Origin of the sequence: Rubidibacter lacunae KORDI 51-2 (genome assembly GCF_000473895.1) — a bacterium.
Lineage (GTDB): Bacteria > Cyanobacteriota > Cyanobacteriia > Cyanobacteriales > Rubidibacteraceae > Rubidibacter > Rubidibacter lacunae.
This window is the reverse complement of the sequence record NZ_ASSJ01000079.1, coordinates 79218-101261: the sequence shown is the minus strand read 5'-3', so window position 1 is coordinate 101261 and position 22044 is coordinate 79218. Positions and strand designations below refer to the sequence as shown.

Genomic DNA, 22044 nt, shown 5'->3' with positions numbered 1-22044 from the left:
CCGCCTCGACAGCCAACACGCACAACCGAGCGGCCCGGATGCAAGCCCGCTCACCAGACGGTTTCTACCGCCACAGGAACAAGGCTGCCGCGATCGGCGGACGCTATCCTATGAACAGCCCGGGCAACCGTTTCCGGCATCTCGCACCGAACGTACGGCTCGTTCCCATGACCGACAGCTCCACAAAGCGCATCTGCATCATCGGCGGCGGTTTCGGCGGACTATACACCGCACTCCGTCTGAGCCAATTGCCGTGGGAACCCACCGGCACGCCCGAAATCGTATTAGTCGATCGCAGCGATCGCTTTTTGTTCTCTCCACTGCTCTACGAACTACTGACGGGAGAGCTGCGCAGTTGGGAAATTGCGCCGACGTTTTCTGAAGTTTTAGCAGATACGGGCGTGCGGTTTCTGCAAGCTGCCGTTACTGGCATCGACCTCAATGAGTGCGCGGTTCATAGCGATGGCGGGGACCTGCCCTGGGACGAGTTGGTTCTGGCACTAGGCGGCACCGCACGCCTCGATCGTGTACCGGGTGCGGCGGAACATGCTATTCCGTTCCGGAATCTAGGCGATGCGTATCGCTTGGAAGAACGCCTACGTCAGCTTGAAGAAGCCGACCGCGATGTGGTGCGCGTTGCGATCGTGGGCGGCGGGTACAGCGGGGTTGAAGTGGCATGCAAGCTTGCCGATCGCCTGCGCGAGCGCGGCCGAATTCGCATCATCGATCGCGGCGATACAATTCTGCAGTCGGCCGCGGACTTCAATCGCACGGCAGCACGCAAAGCACTCGACACGCGTCAAGTGTGGGTCGATCTCGAAACCAGCGTCGATGAAATCGCGGCCGATAGGCTCGCGATGAGCTATAAGGGCCAGCGCGACGAAATTCCCGTCGATCTGGTCCTGTGGACCACCGGCACCAGAGCGTCCGAACTCATTGCTGCTCTGCCGTTCGAGCGCGACGATTTCGGCCGCCTCTTCGTAGAGCCAACCCTACAAGTGCGCGATCGCGAAACCATTTGCCAAAATCTCTTTGCCTTGGGCGACTTGGCAACGTGTCGCGACGCGAGCGGACAGCAAGTGCCCCACACCGCCCAAGCGGCAATCCAGCAAGCTGACTACTGTGCGTGGAATCTCTGGGCAACATTAACCGGCCGGCCGCTACTTCCGTTCCGCTACCAACATTTAGGCGAAATGATGGTTCTTGGAGTGAACGATGCCGCGCTCTCCGGCCTGGGCGTACAGCTGGACGGTCCGCTAGCATACCTTTCACGACGCTTGGTGTATCTCGGGCGAATGCCCACGCTCAAGCATCAATTTGCAGTGGGTGCGAACTGGATGACGCAACCGATGCTCGACTTGATGGCAAGCTAGCGATGCAGCACCCGGATGTGATTTTCTTCGATGCCGTCGGAACTCTGTTTGGCGTGCGCGGAAGTGTCGGGCAAATCTACAGCGACCTCGCTCGCAAACTCGGCGTCGAAGCCGACCCCGATGCCCTCGACGCCGATTTCGTCCGAGCCTTCCGCGCCGCACCGCCTTGCGCCTTCCCGGGCGTGCTGCCGGAGGCCCTACCCCGCCACGAATACCTATGGTGGCGCGATGTCGCCCGTGCAACCTTCACAGCCAACGGAACCATCGCGCAGTTCGACGACTTTGACGCTAGATTCGTATCTTTGTTCGATTATTTTGCAACGCCAGCTGCCTGGTTCCTTTACCCCGACGTGTTGCCCGCTCTAGAGCGCTGGCGCGATCGCGGGGTTGCCCTTGGAATCGTCTCCAACTTTGACGCGCGCTTGCATGCAGTGCTAGAGGCGCTAGAGCTCAAGCCGCTCTTTTCCAGCATCACCAGTTCCTCGGAGGTCGGTGCGGCGAAACCGGACCCGCGTATCTTTGCCGCTGCCTTGGCGTCGCAGCAAGTAACGCCCGATCGCGCCTGGCACGTCGGCGATAGTTATCGCGAGGACTACCTCGGTGCAAGGGCAGCAGGACTCCGCGCCTACTGGCTGCAGCGAGAGTCATAGCGCAAAACACGCTTGCCGCGCCCAAACCTATTGCCAACTTAAGCACCGCACATTATCAGCCGACCAGCAGGACGGTCTCGGGCATTCTTAAGGCAAGCCCCAAGCTCGACTGCAGGTAAGACCGGGCATCGCCGTTGCGGATTGTCACATCCAGCTAAAGCCCTCACGTTCTCGCAAGTTTCCCTACTGTTGGAATTTATGGTCATTACAGACAGGGCAAATGAATACTCGAAACTTCGGCTCAAGTTTCGCAACATGCTCGGCTCAATCGAAGTTTATTGAAAACGTAGAGCTGAGTCTCAACGCTCCAGATCTCTGAAATCTTTATACTTTGGTGACGTCGAAATCAGGTTGCGTTTCTCCTGGTTTCACTAGGGACAGGGTAGCCCTGCAGTCCTACCGCGAGTTATCTTTTTCAGCTATCCTTGGAGCAAGCTCGGTGCAGCAAAGCGGTGTATCGTCCGGTTTTAGAGTTCGGACTAAAAGATATGCCCTAGGGCGATCGCCAACTAGTGATTAATGACGGTCGGGGGATTGAATCGTGAGTACCGAAAACCAACAGCGAATCCTCGGTTATTTCATTGAAGAAGCCCGAGAACATTTGACAACTCTGGAGAAAGGGTTGCTCAATCTCTCTGAGGTTATTTGCGATCAAGAGGAAGTCAACGAGCTCTTCCGCGCCGCCCATTCAATCAAAGGCGGCGGTGGTATGCTCGGTTATACCAGTATTCAGAAGACTGCCCACCGTTTCGAAGACGCGTTTAAGTTCCTCCAGGAAAACCGCGTCACCATCGACTCCCAACTCGAGTCGCTGTTTCTCAGTGGTCTCGATGCCCTCCAGGAACTCATCGATAAGCTTGAAGAACCGTCGGGCTTACAAGCTGAGGAGGCCGCGCGCATCGTACAGGCCGCGGAGCCGAAGTTCGACGAGCTGCAGCAGTATCTCGAACGGTCGATGGACGCACCTGCTCCCGCTGCTACTCCTGCTCCCGCCGCTGCTGCAACCCTTAACACCGCCCCCCTTAACAACGACGAACGCGCCAACCGCATCCGCGCGCTCCTCAGAAAAATGCTGGCTGAATTTAAACAAGCCGACACATCTGAAGGGCGCCGCATCCTGCAGGATTTGTGCGATCGCCTCGAGGCTGTCACCAATGAAGGCGGCTGGGTTACCCTCGTCCAAGCCATTAAGATCGCTGCGGCCAATCCCCAATACAGCTACAGTACCCTAGCTCCGGTTGCGATTAAGGAGCTAAAAGGGGGCAGTGACTTACTGGAACTCGAGCGGGCCGGCGAAATTGCTCCCAGTGAAGCGCTGCAGCGCCTAGGTGCTGCTGATGTCCAGCAAGTATTGCTCCCGGTCGAGCCCCACGGCGCGACCGAAATCTTGCGCCGGGTGTTCAATCCACAGCAGCTCGACCAGATCGCCCAGCTACTGGTAGCAAGCCGTTAGTTGCGACCCTACTTCAGCTACTGATGCCGTCCGAATATTCGACCAGCTCGCAATGGCTTGGATGTTCCTGTACAAGCTGGCGTGCCATCCATGACAATTGTCATTGACGTAACTCGCAGACTCGCAACAACATTACCGAGTGGTTGGTTTTGGTACCGCAGATACTTCACCTAGCACTGGTCTTAAACGTCCCCGCCCGCCATGCTTACCCGTACCTTGTTAATAAGACAGGCGAAATGCTTTTTCCTCCTGGTCGCGCTAACCAATGGGTTGCGCGGCGTTCCCTAAACTCTGCACTACGATATCTTGAGCTTCACTACCCTTTACCTGCTGCCTGGACGGGACAGCTTGATAAGGCAGCCGTCGAGCCCGATGACGAGATTTCACGATCGGGCACCCTCCCAGCATCGGTCTTTCAAGTCCCCCACCACGGTGGCAGAACTTCACCGCCAACTGCCTGAGAGCCGATCCCCGTTTGGTCAGATCGCCCGCCTGCCATACCGCCAGACCAACCCGCGTTGCGCGGGGAGGTCAATTGCGCTTGGGTGAATTGCCTAATTGAAAGCTTCTATTACCTTCTCTAGGAAGGGGCACGAAACTTCAACGCGCAATTGCAGCAAACGCATGCATGGTTTTCAAACTTAGAGTTGGTCAGCACGGCGATGAGGTACAAATCGACTTCTGGAGGGATAACCGGCGCTACCGCTTCTAATGCAACAAATGCAACTTCGCTAGTGAGTTTGGTACTTCAGGCTTCTATCAAAAGGACGTTCAATATCATGTTTGCTATCAACCTTTGCGGGTATCTGTAAAGGGCACTTTGAAAAATAAGGGCATCTTCGAGGTAGTCCCGCTGAGAGAGGTTGGATGGGGGGACCGAGGTGCTTCATCAACTAAAATCTACGATTTTGCCAATGATAATCTCTTTATCGGCGAGACTGGTGACTGCGATGGCAACAGTACCTACAGTCGGTTCTGGTAGCTGGCTGACGACATGAACGCTGTATAGCCGGAATGGACGGCATCGCCCTAGTTCTTCGGCTGTATCCCCTTTAGCTGCTATTACGCGCGTGTTTACCTTGTGGGGCAATGGCAAGCGCGACCGGCGCATCGGCACCCAGCACGGCCAGATGTAAAATCGCATCGCCCTGGTTTACCAACGGGTTGAGTGTCTGCCCGATTGCGAGTCCGGCAATAGGCGCACGGACCGTGGCAGCCGTTGCTCCGAAGGCATCGGCAATAACCCCGAGGACCTGGCGCTTCTCGACGCGATCGCCCAAACGCACCCCCAGGCGAAGGATCCCGCTGCGGGCAGCACGCACCCATTTGGTTTGGAAGACTTCCTGAGGCATCGATGTCGAAAGCGGTTGCTCCGGGGGGACGAGCGCGGGGGAGGTTTCCGCAGCCGGCAGCATTTCCAACGTTGTCATTACCTGCAATACACCTGCAACGCCAACGCGAATAGCTGTCATATCAAACCGCAGCGCTTCACCACCTTCGAAGAGCAACACGGGAATCCCTCGCTTGGCTGCTGCTTGACGTAGCGATCCATCGCGCGTGGTGGCATGGATTGCAACTGGCGCGCCGAATGCCAGGGCGCAGCGACGGGTTTCTCGATCGTGCAAGTTCGCGCGGATCTGTGGCAGGTTCGTGCGGTGGTCCGATGCTGTGTGCAAGTCGATGCCGTGGGTACAGCGGCTGACAATCTCGCGCATGAATAAATGAGCCAGCCGCGCAGCCAGCGAGCCGTCCGGCGAGCCCGGAAACGAGCGATTCAAGTCCCGGCGGTCCGGCAAATAACGCGATTGTTCGATGAAGCCGAAGACGTTGACGATCGGCGCGGCGATCAACGTGCCACGCAACTGCTCGGGATGCACGCGCTCCAGCACCTGCCGCACGATCTCGACGCCGTTAATCTCGTCGCCGTGAATTGCTGCACTCAGCCATAATCGAGGTCCTGGTTCGCAACCGTGCAGCACGGTCACCGGCAGTGCGATTGATGTTTGCGTAGGCAGCCGCGTGACCGGGATCTCCAGGAGCTCTCGACCTCCTGGCGCGATTGCCATGCCCGCAATTTCGATCGCCTCTTGCACGCGCGGCTCCTAGTCTCTCGATGACAACAGGTAAGGAGGGCTAAAAAGGGTTACAGGGTAGAGAACAGCAGCGATCGCCGCGATCTTAGTAAGGGATGCGATCGGCGGTCTTTTTCGGTTCGGATTGTTTCTCGACGAACTCAATAATCTTGTCCGCTACGTCTACGCCGGTTGCTTGCTCGATGCCTTCCAATCCAGGCGACGAATTCACCTCCATCACCACCGGACCGTGGTTGGAGCGAAGCAGGTCTACTCCCGCCACGCGCAACCCCATTGCTTTTGACGACCGCACCGCCGTGCTGCGTTCTTCTGGCGTTAGCTTGATGGACTCGGCTTTACCACCGCGGTGCAGGTTCGAGCGGAATTCGCCGTCCGCCCCTTGGCGCTTCATCGCCGCAATCACTTTGCCGCCGACCACAAAGCAACGCAAATCCGCTCCCTTAGCTTCCTCAATGAATTCCTGAACGAGAATATTCGCATCCAACCCGCGAAATGCTTCGATGACCGACTTTGCCGCCTGTCGGGTTTCAGCAAGGACGACGCCGATGCCTTGCGTTCCCTCCAAAAGCTTGATCACCAAAGGTGCGCCGCCCACGGTTTCGATCAATCCGTCGATGTCTTCCGTCGCGTGGGCACAGCCAGTGACGGGCAAGCCGATGCCTTCACGAGCCAAGATCTGCAAACAGCGCAGCTTATCGCGCGATCGCGAAATCGCCTGGGACTCGTTGGTCGAAAACACGCCCATGACTTCAAACTGCCGTACAACTGCCGTGCCGTAAAACGTCCGCGATGCGCCAATGCGAGGAATTACGGCATCGATATCGGTCAGCGGTTGCCCTTGATACACCACCGCTGGTTTGTGCGAGGTGATGTTCATGTAGCAGCGCAAATAATTCACAACTCGGATGTCATGACCGCGCTGTTTGCCGGCTTGTTTGAGGCGGCGCGTGGAATACAGCGACGCATCCTGTGACAGAATCGCGATTCTCATGACGGCTGGGAACGTTCGGCTCGGTGGGCAGCGATCGCGTCGCTAGGTCCGCCACCGATAAATGAGCGTCCCGCATCGACGAGGAAGCGGCGCCGAATGGCCTGGCGGCCGAGCAATATGCGAAAGCCCATTGCATCTCGGTCCGTCAGCGTCAGCTCGATCGGCCAGTGCTTGCCGCCCAATTCTACAACAGTCTGGATAACTGGTCTTAGCTGGCTTTGTCCGGAGGAACTGCGCACGGCTCGAATGTCGATCAACTCGGCCGAGGCGACAATCGTCCGATGCGTGTTGCGCTGTTGGGGATGAACGCTAAAGCGAACCCATCGCCGACCGTCGTGTTGAAATTCTTCGAGATCGAAGGCATGGAGCGCCGACGATCGCGCACCCGTATCGATTTTGGCTTTGACGATATCAATGCCGAGGTCGGGCAGGGCTAAGCGTTCGCGCCAGCCGATGGTTGGCAAGGGAGGAGGTGCGGACAAGTTGACTGCTACCAGGGTTTTTCGTCATTTTAGACCTACGGATGAATTGACACAAAGTCACTAAATCGTGTTTGAGCCAGTGCGGTCAGTGGGCAGTACAGCAAGACTTTTTCCAGGCAATTGCGCTAGCAATGGCTGCCATGCAAGCTCTACCGTCCCACGCGAACGATGCAGTACGTCATCGTTCGCGTGGGACCATCCAATAGGCAGCTAATGCGAAGAATTGCGGGGATAGCTAGGGATAGATAAATCGCTTGCAAGCCGAAAACGTCGAGCGGCGAGCGATCCCGGCTTGAACGAATTGGAAAGCCAGCAGATGTGACATTAGCTCATTGCAATGGAGACTAGTGTATAAAGTTCCTTCTTACCGTCGGGTTTCCACAGCGATCGCTACCATTGTTCTTGCCAGAGGGATTTGCAGAACGCGCTACGCTCGTGTCGGACCAGCCGCAACCGACACCGGCGGAGCTCGAAGCCTAGAAGCTACAAATCCTTCTCCTGCCCGATGATATGTCGTTTCCTGAATCTTCTTATGGCGGGGACCAGCTGCGGCAGGCCGCAGACATAATGCGCGCGCTAAAGCCGGTAGTTTCGGGCACGTAACCGATAGTGGCAGCAGGAAAACGTGGTAACAAAATAGCGTGACAGGAAAACAACGATACTTTGCGACAGTGGCACGCGGTCTCGAGGAGATCGCCGCGCGGGAATTGCAGCAGCTAGGGGCAGCGCTCGTGCAACCGGAAGTGGCTGGGGTTGCATTCACGGGCGATCGCGCCACGCTCTACAAAGCCAACCTTTGGTTGCGGACGGTATTTCGAGTCTTAGTGCCGCTGGCGGAGTTTCCCTGTCGTTCCGCGCAAGATTTATTCAGAGGAACTTACGCGATCTCCTGGGAAGAGTATTTACCCCCGCATCTCACCCTGGCAGTGTATTGCACGGGCAGCAACCGACAGCTCAATCACACCCACTTCAGCGCGCTACAGGTGAAAAACGCAATCGTCGATCGCCAGCGCCAACAATTCGGTAAGCGATCGAGTATCGACACCCAAGAGCCCGACGTGGCGGTGCATTTACATATTCGAGGCGATCGCGGCACGGTCAGCCTGGATAGTTCCGGGTCGAGCTTACACCGGCGTGGGTACCGCCCAGCAGTGGGGCACGCACCCTTGAAGGAAACCCTTGCCGCCGGACTGCTCGCACTTGGCGACTGGCAGCCGGAGCTGCCCTTACTGGATCCGATGTGCGGGTCGGGGACGCTGTTGCTCGAAGCTGGGGCGATCGCCTGCAACATCGCGCCGGGGTTGTTCCGCCAAGAGTTCGGTTTCCAGCGCTGGTTGGATTTTGATGCCGAGCTGTGGGATCGATTGGTTTTTGAAGCGCGCCAGCAGCAACGGTCGGAATTGCCCGCCCCGATTGTGGGCAGCGATCTCGACCCCGAGGCGATCTTGCAGTGCCGCGACAACGCGCGGCGCTGCGGGTTAGGCGATCGCCTTCACTTTGAGTGTCGCGACCTAGCGGAGGTGACCGCCCCTGCAGATCGCGGCGTGATGATTTGCAATCCGCCCTATGGTAAGCGCCTCGGCGATGAAGAGGAGCTGTGCGAACTTTACAAACAGCTCGGCGATATTTTCAAGCAACGCTTCACGGGTTGGACGGCATACGTTTTATCGGGTAGCAAAGAATTGTCCAAATGCATTGGACTGAGAGCGTCGCAGCGACTACCCGTCTACAATGGCCCGCTTCGCTGTACCCTTTTACGCTACGAACTGTATTGAACTGTATCGAGGCGGTTGTCGCGCGGGCGTCGACCGATTGCGATGAATGCCATCCCCGATCGCCTGAGCGACGTCGTGTTTATTACAACGCCGCCGGAGGTCATCGCGGCAATGCTGGACTTGGCAGCAGTCAGGCCCGATGACGTACTCTACGACCTTGGTTGCGGCGACGGTCGCATTGCGATCGCGGCGGCTGAACGCTTTGGGGCGCGTGCGGTCGGTGTAGACATCAATCCGCAGCGCGTGGCGGAGGCAAAGGAAAATGCAAGGTTAGCAGGCGTCGGCGAGGGCGTGCAGTTTTATCAGCAAGACGTGTTTGCATCCGACTTCAGCACGGCAACCGTCGTGACGCTGTATCTGATGCCGCTACACAATCTGAAGCTGCGTTCGGCGCTGCAGCAGCTCCAGCCAGGCGCGCGGGTGGTGTCTCTTGATTTCGACATGGGCGATTGGCCGCCCGAGCGCGTGGTGCCCGTAACCGCCGATGCAACCCTTTACCTCTGGACAATTGGGGATTAGACAGGGAGGCGACTGGAATGCGCACCGTGCAACCTCGGTGCGAACGCCAACGGTTCGCAGGTGGTTTGCAGCTCTGCTCCCGAGCAGAACTTAGGACTGACGCAAAAGCCATAGCTATTGATGGACATTTGAGTTGCTCGAGCATTCAGTCTGACAGCAAACCTTGCTTCAGCAGGAGCTACGTAAAAGCGCCAGCGATCGATGGTCGTTTGAGTTCAGGACTGACGCAAAAGTCACGGGTCCGCAATAGATTCGACCGTGCTTTCTACTGGCGTTGTTGCTCCCACAATTGAGAACCAAATGGCTGGCGAGCGATTTCCGAACTTAGGCGATCGCCTCGCAGGTCGCGGCACTTCTGGCGTTGTGTAAGGCGATATTGGGATCGGTGCGCTTGAGCAAACCCGTTAGTACGTTGCCCGGTCCCACTTCCACGACGTCGGTAATTTCCTCTACACCCAATCGCAACACGATCTCGCGCCAGCGGACCGGACCGGTCATCTGGGCGATGATGCGCTGTTTGAGGACGTGGCCAGCCTTTTCGGGCGTCGGATCGACGTTCGACAGCACCGGCACGCTCGCATCGGCGAACGGAATCGGCTCCAGCGCCGATTCGAACTCCGCTGCCGCAGCGCCCATCAGCGGCGAATGAAATGCCCCCGACACTTTCAGTGGTATTACGCGCCGTGCCTTGACTTGTTCTAATACGGCGGCAACTGCATCGGGCGTGCCGGAAATAACGGCTTGCTGTTCGCTGTTGTCATTGGCGAGGACAGCGTTAGGGGTTTGTGCCACGACTGCCTCTAGCTGCGCGCGATCGAACTTCATCAGCGCTACCATCTGACCGCCAGTCGCTGCATCCATTAACTCCGCCCGCCGCTTGACCAACTGCAAGCCCGTTGCGAAATCGAACACCTGCCCTACGTAAAGCGCCACGTATTCCCCCAGGCTGTGGCCGGCGGCCAGTTGCGGTTCTCGACCGCGATCGCGCAGCACGTCCGCCAAAATACAGGCGATCGCGTACAAGCACGGCTGCGTATATAAGGTCCGTGCTAAGGTCTCCTCCGAGCTATGGCACAGCTCCGGAATCGACCAACCCAAAATTTCCTCGGCGATCGCAAAACGATTGCGCGCGGTCAGCAGCTCGGTGAGGTCGGCGTCCATCCCCAGGGCTTGCGAGCCCTGACCGGGAAAGACCCAGGCAGTTTTGGTCATGAGTATTGCAGTCAAAAAAACAAAGAGTTGACGTGACTTAAAATCATCTGACGGGCGCGAGGGACGCGATCCGCTTACGGTCCCCAGCGGAAAATCGCCGCGCCCCACGTCAGGCCGGCACCAAAGCCCGCAGCAGCGATCGCGTGACCTGGAGTAACCTTGCCGGTGCGCACGTACTCGTCCAGTGCCAAGGGAATCGACGCCGCCGAGGTATTGCCGTACCGAGGGATGTTGCTGATGACTTGCTCCGGCGCGAGCTTGAGACGCGCTGCCACTGCATCCATAATGCGCTGATTGGCCTGGTGGAGGAGCAGCCAGTCGAGCTGCTCGGGCAAGAGCTGCGAGCGGAACAGTGCTTTAGAAATTACTTCCGGTACCCGCTCGACCGCAAAGCGATATACCTCACGACCGTTCATCGAAATCGATCGATAGGATCCACTTGCGTAGGTTAGATCGCCTGCCAGTGGTTGCGCCTCGCCAACGAACCCCAGATTTAGCGTGTGGTTGAGCGTACCGTCACTGCGCAGCTCGAAACCCAACAAGCGATCGCGCGCCGGTTCTACTGCTTGCATCACGACTGCACCCGCGCCGTCGCCAAATAGCACGCAGGTCCGGCGATCGTCCCAATCAACCCAGCGCGACAGCACGTCTGCGCCCAAGAGCAAACAGTTGCGATACGTCCCAGTTCGCAAAAATTGAGCGGCCGTTGCCATCCCGAAAACAAAACCCGAACAAGCAGCCGTCAAGTCGAATGCCACTGCCCTTGTCGCACCCAGAGCGTGCTGCACCGAGACTGCACTTCCGAACAGGTCGTCCGGCGTCGAAGTGGCGAGGACGATCAAGTCTAGCTCGACAGCAGTGATGCCCGCCATCGCCAAAGCCCGCTCGCCCGCAAGGGCAGCCAGCTCGGCCAGCGTTTCTTGGGGTCCGGCGATTCGACGATCGCGCATGCCCGTGCGGCTGTGAATCCACTCGTCCGAAGTCTCGACCCGTTGGCTGAGGGTCGCGTTATCCAGCGTCGCCGCCGGTGCTGCCGAACCGCTACCGGTGAAGGCAATGCCTGCCGAAATATGATTCAAGGTTTCGAGTCTCCCTTACCGCCCGCGACCGACCTTATTGTCGAAGTTGCGTTTCATCCGTCTGTAGCCCGAGCCACCGTAGCCGTTCCTGCCTCGCAATCGTTCGAGTAGTAGGACCGAATGCGCTCTAATACCCGATGGTCGATTGCCTCTTGGGCAAAGCGGATAGCGTTAAAGATCGACGGCGCCTGCGAACTGCCGTGACCGATGACGCAAATACCGGCAACGCCGAACAGGAGGGCACCACCGTGTTCGGCGTGATCCATGCGCTGCTTGATGCGGCGCAGGTTGGGTTTAAGCATCGCCGTTCCGAGCTGCCCTCGCAAGCCCTGAGGCAGTTCCTCGCGCACGATCTGCAGCATGACCTCGCCCACAGCTTCGGCAAACTTGAGCAAAATATTGCCGACAAAGCCGTCGCAGACGATGACGTCGAACTCTCCCGAGAGGACGTCGCGCCCTTCGGCATTACCGATAAATGGAATGCGCTCGTTAGCCGCTAGCAGCTTGTGCGCTCGCGCCGCCAAGTCATTCCCTTTACTCGATTCTTCGCCGATATTGAGCAAGCCGACTTTCGGCTCGTTCACGTCGAGCACGTACTTGCTGTACACCGTACCCATAATCGCGAACTGCTCGAGATACTTCGGCCGGCAATCGACGATCGCGCCGACGTCCAGCACGATGACCGATTTGCCCGCCACCATCGTGGGGAGCAGTGCACCGATCGCCGGGCGATCGATGCCCTTAATCCGACCCAAGCGCAACAGTGCAGCTGCCATCGCCGCGCCGGAGTGGCCCGCCGAAACAACGGCTTCCGCTCGCTGCTGCTTGACCAAATCCATTGCCACGTTAATGGACGCCTCGGGCTTGCGTTTGAGTGCGACAAGTGGCTCCTCGTCCATCTCGATCACGCCTTCAGCCGGGACGAGCTCTAAGTGCGGCGAATCCGCACGAGTTCCGAGCAGCGAGCGCATGCGCGGGCAGTCGCCAACGAGCAAAACGTCTACATCTAACTCTTCCGTGGCGCGTAGCGCTCCGGCAACAATTTCCTCGGGAGCGCGGTCGCCTCCCATCGCGTCAACAGCAATCTTGGCGCGAGTCGAACCCATGGTAAACCGGGTCAAAACCCTCTAGAAACTGTGCAAACACTTATGCTGCAAGCTTAGAAGGAAGGCTGCCTTTTGGCAAGCGCCGCGCGTGCGGTAGGAGCGGCTTGACGGCTTCGCAGCTTTGCGCCATAGTCCATACCCATGCCCGTTTTCGACGAGCTAATCGAATTGCCTTTCTTCAGCTCCGACTCGATTTTCCACTGGTGCGAATGCCTGCTGCCATCGCGCCGACTCCTGCCTCCTTCGAGGGCGCAGACGGCGCTCATTACGGGTTTGGCAATGGGCGCGATCGGGCTGCCGACTCTGTTTGATAGCTATCGAGTACCACTCGTGCCGCTGCAACCTCTGGCATGGCAGTTGGTACGATATTTCGAGCTGCCGCCCGTCCCCGATCCGTCGGTTGAAGCCTTATTAGAACAATATTTGGCGCGCCTGCGCGAGCGCGACATCGATTCGGACGCGCAGGGCATCTGCATCGCCTCGGCCTGGGGAGAGCTAGCCGGACACCGCAGCCGCGAGCCCTTACCCGTAGCATCCCTAACCAAATTGGCAACCACCTACGCGGCGCTCCAGGTTTGGGAGCTCGAGCACCGCTTCGTCACGCGCGTGCGAGCTACGGGTGTATTGCTTGAAGATGGGACGCTTACGGGCGACTTGCTCGTCCTTGGGGAAGGCGATCCGCTGTTCGTGTGGGAAGAAGCCATCGCGATCGGCAATGCCCTGAACGAATTGGGTATCCGTCAGGTGCAAGGCGATCTGGTTGTTGTCGGCGAGTTTGCCATGAACTTCCGCCGCGATCGCATCGCCGCACAGTCGCTTCAGCAAGCCCTAGATGCGCGCCGCTGGTCGGCGGCAGTGAAAGCAGCCTACCGCCGGCTGCCCGACGGTACGCCGCGTCCGGAAATTGCTATTCGCGGACTGGTACGCGCGAGCCCGAAGATGCCTTCCAATTCCCAACTGCTCCTTGAGCGAGAGTCGCTGCCTTTGGTGCAGGTGCTGAAGTTGATGAATGCTTACAGCAACAATGCGGTTGCGGATGCTCTTACTGATGCTCTCGGCGGTGCGGAGGTAGTCGCCGCGCAAACGATCGCGGCAACCGGCGTGTCGGCATCGGAGGTGCAATTGATCAACGGTTCGGGATTGGGCGCAGCCAATCTCATCTCGCCGCGCGCCACCTGCCGAATCCTCATAGCGATCGCTCGCCACCTTGCCAGCTCATCGCTAACACTCGCCGACGTACTGCCGGTGGCCCGGTTGGATGCAGTGGGCACGTTAGTGGATCGCGAGCTGCCCTCCGGGGTAGCGGCTAAAACCGGCACCCTGTGGAACGTCAGTTCGCTAGCCGGAGTCATACCCTTCGCCGCGCGTGAGGATAGCTTGTATTTCGCGATTGCCAATACAGAGGGACCCCTCGAGCAGTTCCGGGAGGAACAGGATTGGTTGGTTGCAGGGCTAGCGCGATCGCAGGTTGTCGAACCCCTGCCGACTTCGGAAGAGGCGACACCCGCATATGGCGACCCCGAACGCAACCGCTAGCAGAAAGCTGCAAGCAGTTGTTGCCATTTTTATGCTGCTGCGTCTATTGAAGGAGTCGGGCGATCGAAATCAAAAAGTTATCTACACATGACTTGCAGCTTCTAGCATCCGTTGCCGATGATGTCTTCGATGACGCTATTGACAGTCGACGTGCAAAGAAATTCCCCTCCGACCCAGGGCACCACTTGGTTGTAGCTTTGGTCGACAGCCAGATTATTGGCTTTGCCTCGACCGTACACTACTTGCATCCAGACAAGCCGTCACCTGAACTATGGGTGAACGAACTCGGCGGAGCACCGCCGTTCCGAAAGCAAGGGGTTGCAACCTTATGCTCAAAATGCTCTTTGAAATCTCAGCCAGGCTCGGCTGCTATGCTGTTTGGATACTTACAGAACGCCACAAGACAGCGGCAATGAATCTCTACGGATCGATTCCAGGCACACGGGTTGAGGACACTGTAATGTTCACTTGGACGTTGCTGGATGACGATGGGGCTGACTGAATAGAGGCGGGAAAACGGTTCATTGCCGCATAACAAATCGTTCAACCGGAGCGAAAAAAATTGACGTTCTGCTCGCTTCGCTCGATAGGATTGATTGCTGTCAGCAGGGCATCTCAAATTTTGGGTAAGTAGGGCTTGCTGAAAAGGCTGGAATCCCCATAATGAAAGGATCTCAGCGTTTTCTACGCCAGATAAAGTGCAAATTTATAGGCACCAGAGCCTCAAACCCCTTGCAATATGTCCGAGAATCCGAGGCAAAAAGCTGGAGCTAGATGGTAAAAGCTTGATTCAATAAGCTCTCTGCCTCCTAAATTCGTTTCGTGGACTTTTTCAGCAAACCCTAAGTAACGATCCCCTACCGGCAACATACAGGAATACGAACATCGGTTTCGATTACTGACTTCGCGACAGATGCGAGCGCTTGTGTTTTGACGATCCCAGCAAAATCCAGGGCGGACCTTAAATCAATAAATAATTAATTAAGTATAAAAAATACAACAAAGGACGGGTTTCATTAACCCGTCCTAAATCTGGCTTGAGGAACGTCTGGATCGGCACGATCGCCGATTAGTGACAATCTAGAAGTCCATTTCGGCAGCTTGGACGCGTTCGACTTGCTTCTTCTTCAAGACTAAGAAGAGCTGAGCGAGCATCAAACCGCCGATGAAGGCTAGCAATCCGAGGATGCGCGTCGGACTTTGCAGCACGATCTCAGCATCTTCCTGACCGAAGCCACCTACATTCGGATTGGTCGTCAGTGCGGTACCGGCTGCAACCGCATCGCCCTCCGCAATGAGTAGCTTCGGTCCCGGCGGAATCGATTCAGTTACAGTGCTGCCGTCCTCGGACGAGATCGCCACTTCGTATCCAAAACCGGTGTCGGTGATGCTGTCGATCTTGCCGGCTTTCGCTGCTGTGTAAACAGTGTTGTTGCTCTTCTGACCCGTCGGGTAAACCTGACCGCGACCGCGATTGGCACCCAAGTGGACGGCAAACTTGCCGAAATTTACATTCTTGTCCGTGGCTGGATCGGGTGCAAGCACCGGGAAAACAATTTCCTTATGCTCGTCACCGGGCAGCGGACCCACCAACACTACGTTTTCCTGACCCTCGGCGTAGGGTTGGAAGTACACGTCGCCCACGCGCTCCTGCAGCTCCGGTGAGATGCGATCGGGCGGTGCGATCTTGAATCCCTCGGGCAGCATAAGCACCGCGCCGACATTCAGTCCGCCCTTAGAGCCATCGCCGAGCACTTGCTGGGAGCTTGCATCATACGGAATCTTCACCACGGCCTCGAAAACGCTGTCGGGCAACACCGACAGCGGCAGCTCGACCTCAGCCGGTTTCTCTGCCAAGTGGCAGTTCGCGCAAACAATACGACCGGTCGCCTCGCGCGGCGTATCCGGGGCCGTCTCCTGGGCCCAAAACGGATAAGCTGCTGCCGGCTGGGGTTGCGCGAACGCTAGAACAATCGCCGCGAGCGCGACGAGTGCTAACTGAATCGCCGATTTTCTCATCATTCTGTGCCAAACCATTCCAAAATGCGGGATAAATGCGGATGGACTACGACCACCACGGCGACTCGCCCGTGCGGAAGTCGGTGTCTGTCCAGGGGCTAAAGACAACCTTGCCCTCTTCGCTGACGGTCGTATTGACCAGCGCCAACGACAACGGCGCAGGACCGCGGACGACCTTGCCCGCAGCGTTGTACTGCGAGCCGTGGCAGGGGCAAATGAACTTGTTCTCGTTGGCGTTCCAAGGCACCACACAGCCCAGGTGGGTGCACACCGCGTTCAGACCGTAGCTCGCAATCTCTGCGTCCTCGGTCACGATCACGTAGGTTGGGTCGCCCTTCAGCCCCTGCGCCAGAACGCGATCGCCTGCACCGTGTGCGCCAAGAAAGGAGCTCGCGACCAAATCGTTTCCTAGCTTGTCCTTTGCCGTTAAGCCACCACCCGTGCCGCCAGAGGACGGTGGAATGAAATAGCGCACGATCGGATACAACGCGCCCAGAGCAACCCCCGAGATTGTTCCGAATGCCAGTAGATTCATAAACTGGCGACGCCCCATATCGGGAACGTCGGAGTTGGAAGCAGACAGTTGAGCCATGAGTTAAGTACTTGGATGTATACTTTTGTTAAGAGTTCGACGCGCGATTGCAACAAAAGTTTGCATTTTTTCGCGTTTTACTGTCGCAATCAATGCCAGTCGCCAGCGAACTCTACAGTATGCGAGCGCTCGTTTTGCCACACAGAACGGGCACTGCAAAGTCCGCTTTGTATTATTACAGAAGTTTTACCCTCCGCAGTGGAGTGTTAAGTATTTTTTGTGCAGTCCGATTGCCTAGGAACTGTTATTACATGTTTGGGCAAGAAGGGTATCGGCGGCGGACGTGGGTAATCGACAGCACCCGGGCGGTTGCAATCCTGCATGCAAGTCGGAGTCGGCGTAACATTGAGTCGCGAACTTTTGACAAGTAGCTTGCGATTCGATTGGTCAAGCAGCGATAACAAGGTTGATTGGCGGGGGCTGAGATGACCGGACGTGAATTGCAGCAACTGCTCGTTGCCAAATGGGGGCGCTCGTTCGACGTGCAGTTGCGGAGAGTGCGCGGGCGAATTTTCGTCCAGGTTATGTGGCGCTATGCCGAGCAGGTCTCGTTTCCGCTCTCTGAAACAGAGTATCTAGATCGCCTCGACACGATCGCGGCTTATCTCGAAGCCTTGGGCGGGGCCGCACAGTTTGCCGATTACTTAATATCGACGCGCGAGCGTCCGCGCTTAGGCAAGGCCGTTAGCGTGCCATTAGAGTTGGGCGATCGCGCGTCGGAATGGCTTTTGGACGAGGTTTAGGTGCAAGAAGGCAGAGCTTTCAGGTCGCGATAGAATCAAGTCGCTTAATACTAGCGAGTGCCGTTATGTCGGAGTCAACTACTGCTACCCCGCCCGTTCGCCTCGATAGTCCGGATGGCTATTTCAACCGCGAGCTCAGCTGGCTCGAATTTAATTATCGCGTGCTGGCTGAAGCTCTCGACGAGCGCACGCCACTCCTAGAGCGTTTAAAATTCACTGCTATTTTTTGCTCCAACCTCGACGAATTCTTTATGGTGCGAGTGGCCGGACTCAAGAAACAGGTTGAGGCCGGCGTATCCAAGCTGACGCCCGACGGTCGCTCGCCTATGCAGCAACTGGCCGATATCAGCGCGCGCTTGCACCCCTTGATGCAAGAGCACAGTCTCAATTTCGAGCAAGCGCTGCGCTTGAAACTAACCGATGTCGGTGCTTACATCATCAAGTACGTCGATCTCAACCAAGAACAACGTGCCTACTACCAAAACTTCTTCGAAGCGCAGGTCTTTCCCGTCCTGACGCCGCTAGCCGTTTACGATCCCGGCCACCCGTTCCCTTACATTTCCAACCTCAGTCTCAACTTGATCGTTGTGCTGCGAGAGCCGCAGCGGGATAAAGAGCTGTTCGCGCGCATCAAAGTTCCCAAGTCAAAGTCTCTACCTCGCTTCGTGCCGCTACCCGAGCACCTGCGACCGCATCGCGACGGCAAGCCGGCTGTCTGGGCAGGCGTGCCTCTCGAGCAAATCGTGGCACACAACCTCGACGCGCTGTTTGCTGGCATGACCATCCAGGAATGTTATGCCTTTCGGATTACTCGCAATGCCGATATCGCCGTTGAGGAAGACGAAGCAGATGACTTGCTACTAGCGATCGAACAGGAATTGCGCAAGCGGCGAATTGGTGGGTCGGTCGTCCGGATGGAAATCGAGGCGATCGCGCCGCCGGCTATCCGGGCGATGTTGATGGAGCAAATGCAATTGTGCGATCGCGATGTATACGACATCGACGGCATGCTCGGGCTCGGCGACGTCATGGCATTGCGCAATTTGCCCTTGCCAGAGCTGAAGGACCCAGAGTGGGTCACTACGGTCCCACAGCGTTTACAGCGTTTTCACAGCGCTCAGGCGGATGACGACCCATCCACCCCCGACGAGTTCTTTGCCGAAATCCGTAAAGGCGATATCCTCGTCCATCACCCCTATCATTCATTTGCAGCAACGGTCCAGCAGTTCATCGACCATGCCGCCCGCGACCCACAGGTGCTGGGCTTGAAGATGACGATGTATCGCACGTCGGGCGACTCGCCGATCGCCAATACACTCATTGCGGCGGCCGAAGCAGGTAAGGAAGTGGCCGTACTAGTGGAGTTGAAGGCGCGCTTTGACGAAGCAAACAACATTGTGTGGGCGCGGCGGCTAGAGTCGTCAGGGGTGCACGTGGCCTATGGTGTGGTGGGTCTGAAGACGCATACGAAGATCGCGCTGGTGGTGCGCCGAGAAGGCGAGCTCATCCGCCGCTATGTCCACATCGGCACGGGCAACTACAATCCGAAAACCGCTCGTCTGTACACGGACTTGGGCTTACTGAGCTGCCGCGAAAACCTCGGATCCGATCTCACGGATCTGTTTAATTTCCTGACGGCATACTCCCACCAGCGCGCCTATCGCAAGCTTTTGGTCGCGCCGGTCAGCCTCCGCAGCCGCATGGTGGAGATGATCCAACGCGAACGCGATCTCGCCCGTGCGGGCGGGTCGGGTCGCATCGTGGCAAAGATGAACTCGCTGGTCGATCCGGAAATTATCGCCAACCTATACGAGGCATCCCAAGCCGGCGTAAAGGTGGACGCGATCGTCCGCGGCATTTGCTGTTTGCGACCGGGCGTGGCGGGCGTGAGCGACAACATCCGCGTCATCAGCATCATCGGCCGCTACTTAGAGCATTCGCGGATTTTCTATTTCCACAATGGCGGTGACGAAGAAATTTATATCGGCAGCGCGGATTGGATGCAACGCAATCTCGATCGCCGCGTGGAGGCGGTGACGCCTGTGGAGGACGAAACGAGCTTTCGGGCACTCCAGGAAGTGCTCGGCGTCATGCTGTCGGACAACCGCCAGGCCTGGGAGTTACAGTCGGACGGCAGCTACATCCAGAGGCGACCGGCAGATGGCGAGGCCGAGCGCAGCACCCACCGCATTTTGACCGAGAACGCGCTGAAAGCTGCTGTAGAAGAAACCGATTAGCGCATTGGACCAAGGCAGCTGCCAGACACCCGCAAAATCTAGCACGACCCCACAGTGGTCTTGCCTGATTGCAATACTTCCTGGAAAGCGATCGCCATCGCGCGGCGAACTGGCTCTTAACGCCGGCGGCGCGGCCTAATCGCAGCGTTAACTAAGCCGAGCGCTATTGAGAATAGTGCCGAGCCAAGGATAGACCAAAGAACGGGAAACTCGCGCCCTCCAAAGTTGATTGGCAGCAGCACGGGCAGACCGAAGTGGTTTGCCATCCATAACCCGAGATAGGCCCCGAACGCCCCGACTACCAAGGAAATAAGGCATCCTCCAGCTGAGTAACCGACTAACTGCTGACCTAGGCTGCCGCAAACCATTGCGATCGCCAGCAGCGCAAGCAATTCGATGAATGTCACGTTCGCCAACTCCACAACACTCGTTTGGACTCATCTAGAGCCCTCATGTTACCGCAACCATTTCCTAGCGTTAACAAGCCCCAGAGTCGAATTCCTCTGCTGGAGAAACTCAGAAGAATCTCTTAACCAGAACTCACATCCGCAACGCCAGGGCGCCTAACATTGTGATTGTGATGAGTAGACGAAGGTTCGCTGGCGTCTCACACCTGCTGCGCGACAACCATCTTCCTAGAAGTCCTTTGCGACCCGTCGCTTGAATGGCAGCGGTAGGGAGCGTTCTGAAAAAATCTACGATCGCAGTTACGATACCCAATCGTTTCAGACACAAAGCGTCTGAACCAACTCCTCAACCGATCGAGCATCTCGGATACCCCTCAGTGCAGGGGTCGAGGATGAATTTATTGTTACAAGTGAATATGGTTACGAGCTGATTGACTGACACAATTGCCTCAAGCCAATCAAGCTCGTGGCGAGATTTCAGGGGTTTCACGAGTTGTGTCAGCCAGCCAGGGTTACGAGTGCAGTGCAGCTTGCTGCTGAAAGCCAATCCCGGCATCGCGAAACCGAGTTAACACTTCTCCCAAGCGCTCGTGCTCGGCAATTAAGCTGACGCGAACGAAACCTTCTCCGGCTTCTCCAAACGCATTTCCTGGCGTCAGGACGACCCCCGTTTTCTGTAAGGTGTCGAGGGCGAAGTCCGTCGAACTCTGCCCCGGGGGGCAAGGGATCCACAAATACATCGTCGCCTTGGGTTTGGGGATTGTCCAGCCCAGTTCGCCGAGCCCCTGAATTAAAAAATCGCGGCGTTGGCGATAGCGCTCTTGAACCTCGCCAACGTAGCGATCGGGTAAGTTCAATGCAGTTTCTGCTGCCGATTGGATCGCTGCAAAAATGCCGTAGTCCAGGTTGGTTTTGAGCGTCCGCAAGCCCTGCAAAATCTTTTCATTGCCAACAGCAAATCCAACGCGCCAGCCAGCCATGTTGTAGGTTTTCGAGAGCGTGTGAAACTCGACACCGATCTCTTTCGCACCAGGGATTTCTAGCAAGCTCGTCGGTTGATAGCCATCAAAGGCTAGTTCGGCATAGCAGAGATCGTGGACGAGCAGAATCTTGTAATGACGAGCAAACGAAACGATCTCTTCGAAAAACTCGCGGGGTGCAGTCGCCGTTGTCGGATTGCTCGGATAGTTGAAATAAAAAAGTTTGGCCTCTCGTGCAGTGCGTTCGGAAATGGCACTCAAGTCGATCAGCCAGTCGCGTTCATCACTCAAGAAAAGCTGGTGCAAGCGCGCGCCGGCAATCAGCGGTCCCCGAAAGTGTGCTGGATACGCCGGACTCGGCACCAGAACTAAATCGCCCGGATTTACGTAGGCGAGTGCTAGATGCGTAAGCCCTTCCTTCGAGCCGATGAGCGGAAGCGCTTCCCCATCTGGATTAAGGACCACGCCGTAGCGACGCTCGTACCACCGCGCGATCGCCTGTCGGAAACTCGCAGTGCCCTCAAAAGGCGGATACCCGTGATTCCCGGCCACCTGCAAGGCCGCCGTTGCGGCTTCGATCACCGGTTGCGGTGCTAAACCGTCGGGGTTGCCCATGCCCAGATCGATCAAATCTAAACCTTGCTCCCGCGCCTTGGCTTTCAGTTCGTCCAAGCGAGCAAACACATAGGGCGGCAGCGCGCTCAAGCGGTCTGCAGGGGCGATCCAACCTAAATCCATTACCAGTTATCGAAACGTTGCGGTGCTAGGCAGTGCCATCTAGCCTAACATTCAGCCGG

19 protein-coding genes are annotated in these 22044 nt (G+C 57.2%); 9 read left to right on the top strand and 10 right to left on the bottom strand.

The genetic code is table 11. The annotated features are described in order from the left end of the window. Positions 1–167 precede the first annotated feature (167 nt). The 3 genes from KR51_RS14520 (at position 168) to KR51_RS14510 (ending at position 3476) form a co-directional block, all read left to right on the top strand. A complete protein-coding gene (locus KR51_RS14520) occupies positions 168–1373 on the top strand; it encodes an NAD(P)/FAD-dependent oxidoreductase (RefSeq protein ID WP_022608830.1) in 1206 nt (401 codons plus the stop codon). A gap of 2 nt (positions 1374–1375) precedes the next feature. Then, positions 1376–2023 carry an HAD-IA family hydrolase gene (locus KR51_RS14515; protein WP_022608829.1) on the top strand — a complete coding sequence of 216 codons (648 nt, stop codon included), beginning with the start codon at positions 1376–1378 and terminating at the stop codon, positions 2021–2023. 541 nt (positions 2024–2564) lie between these two features. Beyond that, positions 2565–3476: an Hpt domain-containing protein gene (locus KR51_RS14510; RefSeq protein ID WP_040656406.1), complete on the top strand. Its 912-nt coding sequence runs from the start codon at positions 2565–2567 to the stop codon at positions 3474–3476. A 1052-nt stretch (positions 3477–4528) separates the two neighbouring features. Here the strand turns inward: KR51_RS14510 and KR51_RS14505 are convergent. The 3 genes from KR51_RS14505 to KR51_RS14495 all read right to left on the bottom strand — a co-directional run bounded on the left by KR51_RS14505 (position 4529) and on the right by KR51_RS14495 (position 7042). Continuing rightward, positions 4529–5542, bottom strand: coding sequence for a succinylglutamate desuccinylase/aspartoacylase family protein (locus tag KR51_RS14505; protein ID WP_084202489.1), 1014 nt, complete (start codon positions 5540–5542; stop codon positions 4529–4531). Positions 5543–5654: 112 nt separating this feature from the next. Further along, positions 5655–6560, bottom strand: coding sequence for a 30S ribosomal protein S6--L-glutamate ligase (rimK, locus tag KR51_RS14500; protein WP_022608824.1), 906 nt, complete (start codon positions 6558–6560; stop codon positions 5655–5657). Continuing rightward, the gene (locus tag KR51_RS14495) at positions 6557–7042 is read right to left on the bottom strand and encodes an ATP-dependent zinc protease family protein (protein ID WP_040656404.1); all 486 of its coding nucleotides are present in this window, start codon (positions 7040–7042) and stop codon (positions 6557–6559) included. The genes rimK and KR51_RS14495 overlap by 4 nt, the downstream gene beginning before the upstream one ends. Before the next feature lie 641 nt (positions 7043–7683). Here KR51_RS14495 and KR51_RS14490 point away from each other — a divergent pair. Together KR51_RS14490 and KR51_RS14485 are read left to right on the top strand one after the other, a co-directional pair. Next, on the top strand, positions 7684–8817 hold the full coding sequence (locus KR51_RS14490) for a THUMP domain-containing class I SAM-dependent RNA methyltransferase (RefSeq protein WP_040656403.1): 1134 nt from the start codon (positions 7684–7686) through the stop codon (positions 8815–8817). A gap of 42 nt (positions 8818–8859) precedes the next feature. Next, complete coding sequence (locus KR51_RS14485; protein WP_022608821.1) at positions 8860–9336, top strand: methyltransferase domain-containing protein; 477 nt, start codon at positions 8860–8862, stop codon at positions 9334–9336. Between the two features lie 324 nt (positions 9337–9660). On the opposite strand, the gene fabD is transcribed toward KR51_RS14485, so the two are convergent. The 3 genes from fabD to plsX all read right to left on the bottom strand — a co-directional run bounded on the left by fabD (position 9661) and on the right by plsX (position 12733). Beyond that, complete coding sequence (fabD, locus tag KR51_RS14480; protein WP_022608819.1) at positions 9661–10548, bottom strand: ACP S-malonyltransferase; 888 nt, start codon at positions 10546–10548, stop codon at positions 9661–9663. A gap of 74 nt (positions 10549–10622) precedes the next feature. Then, positions 10623–11627, bottom strand: coding sequence for a beta-ketoacyl-ACP synthase III (locus tag KR51_RS14475; protein ID WP_022608818.1), 1005 nt, complete (start codon positions 11625–11627; stop codon positions 10623–10625). A gap of 53 nt (positions 11628–11680) precedes the next feature. Further along, positions 11681–12733, bottom strand: a complete 1053-nt coding sequence (gene plsX / locus KR51_RS14470; protein ID WP_022608817.1) for a phosphate acyltransferase PlsX — start codon at positions 12731–12733, stop codon at positions 11681–11683. Positions 12734–12874: 141 nt separating this feature from the next. Between plsX and KR51_RS14465 the strand changes: the two genes are divergently transcribed. Together KR51_RS14465 and KR51_RS21360 are read left to right on the top strand one after the other, a co-directional pair. Then, on the top strand, positions 12875–14269 hold the full coding sequence (locus tag KR51_RS14465; protein WP_022608816.1) for a D-alanyl-D-alanine carboxypeptidase: 1395 nt from the start codon (positions 12875–12877) through the stop codon (positions 14267–14269). 92 nt (positions 14270–14361) lie between these two features. After that, positions 14362–14685, top strand: coding sequence for a GNAT family N-acetyltransferase (locus tag KR51_RS21360; RefSeq protein ID WP_198016800.1), 324 nt, complete (start codon positions 14362–14364; stop codon positions 14683–14685). 664 nt (positions 14686–15349) lie between these two features. Here the strand turns inward: KR51_RS21360 and petA are convergent. Both petA and petC read right to left on the bottom strand, forming a co-directional pair. After that, positions 15350–16291 (bottom strand): cytochrome f, encoded by a 942-nt coding sequence (petA, locus tag KR51_RS14460; RefSeq protein WP_022608813.1) that lies wholly within the window; start codon positions 16289–16291, stop codon positions 15350–15352. Positions 16292–16334: 43 nt separating this feature from the next. Next, entirely contained in the window at positions 16335–16880 is a 546-nt protein-coding gene (petC, locus tag KR51_RS14455) for a cytochrome b6-f complex iron-sulfur subunit (protein ID WP_022608812.1), read from the bottom strand. 425 nt (positions 16881–17305) lie between these two features. Between petC and KR51_RS14450 the strand changes: the two genes are divergently transcribed. Both KR51_RS14450 and ppk1 read left to right on the top strand, forming a co-directional pair. After that, positions 17306–17623, top strand: coding sequence for a DUF3067 family protein (locus KR51_RS14450; protein WP_022608811.1), 318 nt, complete (start codon positions 17306–17308; stop codon positions 17621–17623). A gap of 65 nt (positions 17624–17688) precedes the next feature. Further along, on the top strand, positions 17689–19860 hold the full coding sequence (gene ppk1 / locus KR51_RS14445; RefSeq protein ID WP_022608810.1) for a polyphosphate kinase 1: 2172 nt from the start codon (positions 17689–17691) through the stop codon (positions 19858–19860). A 116-nt stretch (positions 19861–19976) separates the two neighbouring features. Here the strand turns inward: ppk1 and KR51_RS14440 are convergent, their stop codons facing one another. Together KR51_RS14440 and KR51_RS14435 are read right to left on the bottom strand one after the other, a co-directional pair. After that, positions 19977–20267 carry a hypothetical protein gene (locus KR51_RS14440; protein WP_022608809.1) on the bottom strand — a complete coding sequence of 97 codons (291 nt, stop codon included), beginning with the start codon at positions 20265–20267 and terminating at the stop codon, positions 19977–19979. 512 nt (positions 20268–20779) lie between these two features. After that, entirely contained in the window at positions 20780–21985 is a 1206-nt protein-coding gene (locus tag KR51_RS14435; protein ID WP_022608808.1) for an aspartate aminotransferase, read from the bottom strand. Between the last annotated feature and the right edge of the window lie 59 nt (positions 21986–22044).